At 41.0% G+C, this 9,468-nt stretch carries 5 protein-coding genes and 1 pseudogene; all 6 read right to left on the bottom strand.

Going from position 1 to position 9,468, the window contains the following annotated elements:
- Positions 1-212, bottom strand: a pseudogene (locus CKO50_RS24240) (hypothetical protein); the annotation flags it as partial.
- Positions 213-528: 316 nt separating this feature from the next.
- The gene (locus CKO50_RS07230) at positions 529-1,482 is read right to left on the bottom strand and encodes a hypothetical protein (protein ID WP_095727600.1); all 954 of its coding nucleotides are present in this window, start codon (positions 1,480-1,482) and stop codon (positions 529-531) included.
- Positions 1,483-2,549: 1,067 nt separating this feature from the next.
- Positions 2,550-3,506: a hypothetical protein gene (locus CKO50_RS07220; RefSeq protein WP_095727599.1), complete on the bottom strand. Its 957-nt coding sequence runs from the start codon at positions 3,504-3,506 to the stop codon at positions 2,550-2,552.
- A gap of 51 nt (positions 3,507-3,557) precedes the next feature.
- Positions 3,558-4,514: a hypothetical protein gene (locus CKO50_RS07215; protein WP_095727598.1), complete on the bottom strand. Its 957-nt coding sequence runs from the start codon at positions 4,512-4,514 to the stop codon at positions 3,558-3,560.
- Positions 4,515-4,527: 13 nt separating this feature from the next.
- Entirely contained in the window at positions 4,528-8,337 is a 3,810-nt protein-coding gene (locus CKO50_RS07210) for a hypothetical protein (protein WP_095727597.1), read from the bottom strand.
- The gene (locus tag CKO50_RS07205) at positions 8,334-9,074 is read right to left on the bottom strand and encodes a DUF4150 domain-containing protein (RefSeq protein WP_255229454.1); all 741 of its coding nucleotides are present in this window, start codon (positions 9,072-9,074) and stop codon (positions 8,334-8,336) included. Before CKO50_RS07205 ends, CKO50_RS07210 begins: the two co-directional genes overlap by 4 nt.
- Between the last annotated feature and the right edge of the window lie 394 nt (positions 9,075-9,468).

Below are 9,468 nucleotides of genomic sequence, written 5' to 3'. Positions count from 1 at the left end.
CAATTCCCGAACTCATCTCGCTCTGCGCAATTGGGTATATCCAAAGTAAACGATACTTTTTGTTTTTCTCTGTCGAAGTAAACGCATTTTTCTCCAACGAAAGTAGACAAATATGGAGTAAGATTAACCAACACTAAATTTATCACCATTAGTAGCGCTATTAGCTGCAAATGGTAAGCTTGTAGCTCACCAGAAAATAGAGCGACTAACATTGTGCCTATGAATAGGAACATACAACATAGAGAAATAAGAAAAGGACCTAATAAGACTAACCTTACAACTGAATTTNCCGCTAGTGCAGGTTTTAAAACGATGCGGCTTATTAAATCGCTTACCACAAACACCAGTTATCATATCTGCTGTANAAGCAAATTCCAGCTCTTTTTTTATAAAATCCAAAGTTGTTGATAGTCAAGTAATAATTGTAATGAAAAGAGTCAAGCATCGTACTCCCCTTGTCTTTTTTGTTCCTTAATGGCCTTAACCTTTCTTTTAGTCGACTGACGAACCACTTATTATGATTAACCCCTACCACACATCCATACGATTAATTTGGCAATTATCGATATCAAAGTATTTTTTCATCACCTCGGGAAATGGACCATTGCCATGAGCATTGCTATTCTTCTTAAATGTATACTCCATAGCTTTATAGTAATATCGATCTACTGGTTGAGTAATATCCATAAACCTATTCATTTGTGACCAATCGTGAACATCTCCGCCCCCCGCGATACCAATACGATTTCCAAACCAATAGTGATCGGGATATTTTCTACAACTTAAGTAGCCCGTTTGCATTGATGCGCTGCCTCGCATATTTTTTATCTCTGGACCGACAACAAACTCTAGGTCTTCTATGGGGATATAAAATGGCTTTCTGAATAAGGTGTAGGGCGTTCTTACCAGCCCGGTATGGCGGTTAAACTCAATTGCATCCACAATGCGAATTGCATTCCCTATTTTGTACATTATTAAAGGAAATAAAGTCAGTAAAAACAGCCCCAACCATGAATGCCAAACTGGCAGACTATCGTCTGTCATACTAACCACTAACAGACAAACCCCAATAATAGGGCCTAATACCAACCCATGTAGCCTAAGTGACCATAATCCAGGTGAGCGTGGCACAGAAACGACCTGACCATCACATTGACTTGGGTAACTCGAGCCGCTAAAGGCATCTCTCGGAGCAAAAGCATCTTTACAGGGTTTTGCTTCTTTAAACTTACAGCCGTTTAATTCTTCAGCCTTGGCTAAGCGTTCCTCATAGCTTAAGTTATGGAGATGGTCTTTAGTTAGATCTTCATAATAAGCTTCACTTAGGCAGTAACCTACTCGTCTATCACTGTATGCTTCTAGTTCTGCTTCCCGCTTCTCTTCTTCAGTAGCTCCTTTTTGATAGAGCACTTCTCTTTCTTTAGCCCTCTTTGCTAAATAATTACGTATCTCTTCATGAGTCATGTCCTTAATTTCTTTCACCACCAACTCCTTTTGATTAACTACTTAAAGCACTTGTAATACTAACGCCCTACCACACTTCCATGCGGTTTACTTGGCAGTCATCAGCATCAAAGTACTTTTTCATCACCTCGGGAAATGGACCGTTAAAGTGGGCATTCTTATCGAGCTTATAGTGATACTCCATAATTTCGTAGTAATACCTATCTATCGGTTGGGTAGTGTTNCATAAACCGATTTATCTGAGCCCAATCGTTTAGGTTCCCACCATCTCCAAGTCCAATCGCGTGACCAAACCAAAACTTTTCTGGATACTTTCTGCAACTTAGGTAACCCGTTTGGAACGAGCCGCCTCCTCTTGCGCTTTTCACCTCAACGCCCACCACATATTCAAGGTCTTCTNATTGGGATATAAAATGGTTTTCTAAACAAGGTGTAAGGCGTTCTCACCAACCCGGTATGACGATTAAACTCAATGTTATCAAGAAACCGTAAAGCGTCAGAAAATTTAAACAACAAGAAAGGCGTGATGAAAAGGCCTGCCAAACATAAATATAAATAGTCTACTGGAAATGTATGAACCAGTGTCAGTACAATCAACATAAACCCAGCAATTGCGGACAATATGGTGATTACCATTCTAAAAAGTATTAGGCTTGGGTGGCGAACTACCGCAACTTTTTCACCGTCACAATTCCAAGCACCAAAGAGGCGTTTNAGGGCCATCAAAATCATCTCTTGGGGCAAATGCGTCTTTACAGGGTTTTGCGTCTTTAAACTNTACAACCGTTTAATTCTTCAGCCTTGACGAGTCGTTCCTTATAGCTTAGGTCATGGAGATGATCTTTTGGTTGCTCTTCATAAAAAATACCGCTTCGACGATAAACTAATTGTCTATCAAAATACGCGTCTATTTCAGCATCCTTTTTCTTTTCTTCTTCTGTTGCCTCCTCACGGTTATATCGTTCCCTCTCCTTCGCTCTTTCCTTTAGATATTTATCTAACTCTTCTTGAGTCATCTCTTCAATCTTTTTCATCACCAATTCCTTTTAGTCAACCACTAGAGAGCACTTGTAATGATTAACGCCCTACCACACCTTCCAACGGTTTATTTGGCAATCATCAGCATCAAAGTACTTTTTCATCACCTCTGGAAATGGACCATTGCCGTGAGCATTCTTATTCTTCTTAAACGTATACTCCATAGCTTTATAATAATAGCGGTTGATTGGTTGAGTAATATCCATAAACCTATTCATTTGTGACCAATCGTGAGTATCGCCACCTCCCGCAATACCTATACGATTTCCAAACCAATAGTGCTCGGGGTATTTTCTACAACTTAAGTAACCCGTTTGCATCGATGCGCTGCCTCGCATATTTTTTACTTCTGGACCAACAACATACTCTAGGTCTTCTATGGGGATATAAAATGGCTTTCTGAATAAGGTGTAGGGCGTTCTTACCAGTCCGGTATGGCGGTTAAACTCGATTGCATCCACAATACGAATTGCATTCCCTAATTTGTACATTATTAAAGGGAATGCAGTCAGTAAAAACAGCCCCAACCATGAATGCCAAGCTGGCATACTGTCGTCTGTCATACTAACCACTAACAGACAAATCCCAATAATAGGGCCTAATACCAATCCATGCAGTCTTAGAGACCATAACCCAGGAGAGCGCGGCACAGAAACAATTCGACCATCACATTGACTTGGGTAACTCGAGCCACTAAAGTCATCTCTCGGTGCAAATCTGTCTTTACAGGGTTTTGCTTCTTTAAACTTACAGCCGTTTAATTCTTCAGCCTTGGCTAGTCGTTCCTTATAGCTTAGGTTATGGAGATGGTTTTTGGGTAGTTCTTCATAAAAAATACCACTACGACGATAACTTGTCTCTCTAGCCAAGTATGCATCTCTTTGTGCTTTCTTTTCTATTTCTTCTTCAGTTGCTTCTTCTCGATAATATCGCTCTCTTTCCTTCGCTTTATTTGCCAAATAGCTATCCAGCTCTTCTTCAGTCATCTCTTCAATCTTTTTCATCAACAACTCCTTTTAGCTGACTACTAGAAAGCACTTGTAATGATTAACGCCCTACCACACTTCCATGCGATTTACTTGGCAGTCGTCGGCATCAAAGTACTTTTTCATCACCTCTGGAAATGGGCTATTGCCGTGAGCATTCCTGTTATTCTTAAACTGGATTTCCATAGATTTGTGATAGTACTCGTCAATCGGTTGAGTAATATCCATAAACCTATTCATTTGTGACCAATCGTGAACATCACCTCCCCCTGCAATCCCAATACGATTTCCAAACCAATAATGTTCTGGGTATTTTCTACAACTTAAGTAACCCGTTTGCATCGATGCGCTACCTCGTGCGTTCTTTACTTCTGGACCAACAACATACTCAAGATCTTCTATGGGGATATAAAATGGCTTTCTGAATAAGGTGTAAGGCGTTTTTACCAGACCGGTATGGCGATTAAACTCTATTGCATCAATAAAACGAATTGCATTCCCTAATTTGTACATTATTAAAGGGAATGCAGTCAGTAAAAACAGCCCTAACCATGAATGCCAAGCAGGCATACTGTCGTCTGTCATACTAACTACTAATAAACTTATTCCAGCCAAAGGACCCCATACCAATGAAAGCAATCTAAGTGACCATAGCCCTGGAGAGCGCGGTACGGAAACAACCCGACCATCACATTTACTCGAGTAACTTACACCACTAAAGTCGTCTCTTGGCGCAAATCTGTCTTTACAGGGTTTTGCGTCTTTAAACTTACAACCGTTTAGTTCTTCAGCCTTGGCTAAGCGTTCCTTATAGCTTAAGTTATGAAGATGATCTTTGGATAGTTCTTCATAAAAAACACCACTAAGTCTATAGTCTGACCTACGATTTACATAGGCATGCCTCTTCGCTCTTTCTCTTTTTTCTTCTTCGGTAGCTTCTTCTCGATAATATCGTTCTCTTTCTTTCGCTCTTTCCTCTAGGTATTTATCTAACTCATCTTGAGTCATATCTTCAATCTTTTTCATTCTTCGTTTCCTTCTATCTTAATGGCGGCCTTTCAGGAAATCTGAACTTTTGATTTAATCTTGAAAGTTCTTTAATGTATCGAACCCCTTTAGTGATCAAATAACCATCGTCTTTTTTAGTCACCACCGTTGGTAAAGAGTACAACTTAGTTGCACTTTCTATCACTTTTCTTCCTTTACCATTGGGATAGCTTTCTACTTCTATGATTAACTCAATAGAGCTACCAACTTCTAGGTTTAACAGTTCACAGAGCTTACCTTCAGTGAACTCAAAGTAATAACCGGTTCGATTAGGATATAGCTTCCAACCACTGCTAAGCTTGGCCAACTGATGATGATTTATCTCCTGTATTTTATCATCACCTTCTTTTGACCAATAGAAACGAGCAGAAAACCCTTCTGATTCATTGGTTAGTGGCGCGCTTACCTGTACCTTAAACACACTTAAAAATCTTTGAATATTTATCGAGGGAGAGTACAACATGCTGTAAAAATCGGTTAACGCATTTTCCATTTTTTGCTGCCATGTTGACGCCCGTATAGCTGAAGACTTATTGCTATCGTCTTTATATTTTTGTTGGCGCTTTTTACTCCAAGGACAGGCATTTAGCCAAGCCTCAATTTCAGACTCATGAAAAATCAGTAGTAGGCCAGCACCAATCAAGATAATCAACAACCCCAATAACCCTAGCGCACTTGCAATAGCGCCAAATGTTGCGACAGCGCCAACACTTAAAGCGGAAATTAAATGTGTTGCAGCGACTAAACTTGCTGAAGCGGTTAGTGACAAAAAACCCACCATCATCGTCATATTGGCATAATATAATGCGGTATCTCCGCTTTCCTTTTCTAACATCGCATCCTTAAACGCAACATAAGCGCTAACAGCTGCAGCAATTAATGTTACTGCATTTGCAGTAAAAACCAGTATTCCTCTTAACATCCCAATTGGGGATATATGTTCCGCTGAATTCCTTAAAATAGCGTTAACCTGTTTCGCGGTGGGTAACCCTGCCTTTTTTTCTACCACATTCGCACCGATGTTGATCATAATATCGGCAAAGTCAAATACAGCTGACACTTTAGCAAGCCCACTAGCGTTAGCATTTGTCATTGTGTCGTATAAATTAATTACTTCTAATGCAGCAATAAAAGATAGTGTCCCATTTAATGCTATATTGTAAGTTCGAGGTTTAACACTAAACTTTGAGAGTCTTTCCAATGACTCAACTTCCTTTTGTAGACTATCAAACTGCCACTCTTGTATATCAATGTCATTTACTAAGTCTCTGATCTTTGCTTCAGCTGAATTTATATCACCGGTCAAGCCTTTAACTTTTCTCGCATCCAACACCAATACTTTTTGCTGTAAGCGTTTTTGTGCAAATTCGGCTTTTATTTTTTGCCGCTCCAGTGTTTTTTCAATTTCACCCAAGGTACCGTCTAGAGACAAAATATGATCTAACTGTTGCTGAACAATCTGTCCTCCACCTAACTCAGTTCTGACATAAGGGTATGCTACAGGATTCTTCTGATGACTATCAGTAAATGCCTCTGCGGCTTTCTCCAGCTCATTCAGGCGCTTAGATGCTCGTTCAGCTTTTGACTGAAAATCCAGAGGTAAAAATCCATCAGGTAAATTGCCATCTAAATAGTCTGCAATTGATAGGTTAATCTCTTTTATCAAACCATTTGTCGAAACATCTACTAATTGCTTAAATCGACCAAAGAGATCCCCTCTGACACTGTTTTCAAATCTAGCTGATTTTGCATACTCTATAGAGCTTGACAATGCATTAAGCTCTCTCTTTGCATTCGTTAGTTGATATTGCACATTGGAGGCAGTTTTTTTCAAATCACGTAATGCTTGCTCTTGCCGTTTTATGTGTAAATCAAGAAATTTCTCCACGCCATTTGCATCCAACCCAGCAGAAGTGGCCCAACTTAAAACTTTGTTGCGCGCTTTAGTTTGAGCACTAATTTCCGCTTGTTTAGCTTCAATAGAGCGCTCGAGTGCAGCCTTTTCATCTTTTAGTGCATTTGTATCAAGCGCTAGCCTTTCTGCTTTGGCTTTACGGTCTCCGTATACCGATTTGATATCCTGCCCTTGAGCTGCATTTAATCCGGTTGGCACCTCGAGACCAATCACCAAGAATCCCCACATCGCCTGTGAGGCTCTTCGGAGCACTTGTTTTACCACATCTGTATATGATGAGTCTTGGTCATGTAAGGGCTGCAAGTTATCTTGCATAAGCGTAAGATCAAAGCGCGTGTCAAATTCGCCGTTTGAACCTTTAAGACGGCACTCATACGCAGTCATCTCATCCTTTATCTTTTTAGGATAGAGCAGCTCAATTAATCTTAGCCTTTCAGTCGGATGCGTCCCCATCGCTTTTAGCCAACATTCTTGCCCTAAGTCATTCGCATCTAATTCATCTAACTTTTTGAAATCATCATCTGACACCGCAAAATGACTGATCAGAGTAATGGTTAAGTCCTTTATTGGGCCGAGTACATCGGAGCATACTGCGTATAGTAAGCACCGGCGTATATCATCGTAGTAGGCATAGTCTTCAATGGAGTAATAAAAAGAATTGTTTTTTTGCTCGTCGCTAATAATCTCAAAGAGCTTCGCTTTTGATTGGTTTATTAGCAGACCGAGTTCAAAGGCGCGATCAGTGTGTAGATACTTTCTAAACTCATCGGTGTTGAAGCTATCTTCTATATACTCCTGATACTGCTGTGCAAGATCCTCAGCGTCTTCATCAACTTCCACTCCGAGCGCCTTCTTCTTTTTGATTCCATTTGGATATTGAAAGAAGGTGCTCTGAACTGCAGTTGCTAACGAATGCTTTGCCAATTGGTTTGGACTAGGTTCAAAACGTTCTGTGTTTGACTCTGATTTAAATTCAGGATCTTGTTGTATTGATTCTACGGGAAGGCTTAACAACTCCTTGCGGTATATCGCAACTCTGGCGCTGGTGTCACGGGCTAACCCTAAACTGTCGGTTAGTATCGGTACATACACACCTGACATATCTGGAACGGGTAAAACTAAGTGATCAGGCAACCTCGAATTATCGTAACCCTGCTTAAAACTCGCCAGTTTATCGAGCTTTTGCATCCTGTTGCCACGCCTACTTGTAGCTTCATCTCCGTTAACACCTGGCTTTACACTCGGCCCGTAGTTTAAACGCGGGTCGGTTTCCGCCATACCGCCAAATGCTTCAATTTGCTTCCAGCTCCATTGCGTTTCTGAATAGGCTATTTCTACATCACACTGTTGACCATACAACTTGTTTGGGACGATGATGGTACTTAATTCTTCTGTTGTGGCTTTTCGCTCGCCTTTGTCGACCATCTCAAGTGCTAATTCTGTATTATCTACACTACACTCTTTGCCATAGTTATCTTTTTTACACACATCACCAGCAACACGAATAACTCTATGACCCTTTTGGAAGGCTAAATTGACATCTTTAAACGCGACGCCCTCACCATTCTCTCTTGGAAGTATTTCCAGCTCTCGCCATAAGTGTCCGTCAACGTAAATATAGATAAATCCTTCTCTTAGCTGATCTTCCCCCTCTATCCCCATTCTCAACGGATAAATATGGACCAACTCCACTTCTGCATCTTGCGCAGTATCATTCGCCGCTGACGTTCCCAAAGGTATTTTATAATATCCAGAGGTGCCAAGATCTGGATTAGTATCAGCAACCATCAAAGATACTTTCTCTTGGTCGTTTGCTAGCCCTTCAAAAACCAGCTCTCTGTGAGCGGTTTCAAGATTCGTTAGGTCTGGTACTGTAAAATCACTCATCCTAGTTTCACTCCATCCTTGTAATACTCTTTACCTGATACGCTTACTTTTAACTTTTTACTTCCTGATTTATCGGGGGTTGCATCTCTTTTCGCCACTGACAGTGAGCTAGGGGTCGCACCACCCGGTTGGTTAAGAGGAGCAGGCGGCGTATTTTTACTGTTAGAGATCATAAGATCTCCTTGGCGTACGGCGGGTTTTCCTTCGATATACACATCAAAAGAGCCAAGAATGAATTCGGCTTTGCCTTTGATTGTGCCGCTGGCAATGCCTTTCTTTTTACCGGGTTGATCACCTGTACTTTTTGAAAAGTTACTTTTTATATTGGCTGCAGGGTTGCCATTAATTTTTACCGAGCTTGCCGTGCTCGCTGCATCACCAGATTTGGCGAGATTGCTATAAGGAATTGGCACAACAACCTTACCAATCTTAGTCCAGCAAACATCTATGGTATTTAGCATGCCACCGCTATCTTTGTGTACTGCGGTGCGACCATTAATTAATACGTTTTGGCCGCTTACGATACCGACTTGCTGTGCTTCGCTATCTACGTCTTTCTCAATTTGTTCCTCAGTGCCAGCCTGCCATCCGATTTTGCGTTCAACCAAATCTAAAAATGCTCGAGCATTGTCAACCGGTTTGTGCATATCCATGCCAGTATCTGGCTCTTGATGAGGTAAAATTGGCTCGTTTTTTTCGTCGTTCCAGTTGGGCGGTGGGNNNNACAATATAGTCACTGGCAAACTCAGTTATCNATTTCACCCAATACCATATCGCCATATTTAGCGCGCGCAATCTCATCTATAAATGCGTTTTCACCGCTGGCTTTGTCAGGAAATACGGCTATCCCATTTACACAGCCAATGGCGCCATTATTTTTCGCTGCGATAGTAAGCTTTAACAATGCAGGATTGTTATGTCGCCACGACACGCTCCCGCCTACTCTCAGCGTTGCAGACATGGCATCTTGATCGTACTGAATCGAATCTGGCTCTTTTCCCTTTACTGCTGCGATAAAGCTCATAACACACTCCTTGTTAGTCTCTATTTGTTTCCTGATGTAGCACACAAAATCGTTGCCTTAATCAAGAATGAATCACAAGCCTAAATGTACAAAAATTAACGTAAGAT

The sequence above is a fragment of the Pseudoalteromonas sp. HM-SA03 genome, from assembly GCF_002289345.1.
Classification (GTDB): domain Bacteria; phylum Pseudomonadota; class Gammaproteobacteria; order Enterobacterales; family Alteromonadaceae; genus Pseudoalteromonas.
This window is presented reverse-complemented; position numbering and strand designations above follow the sequence as displayed.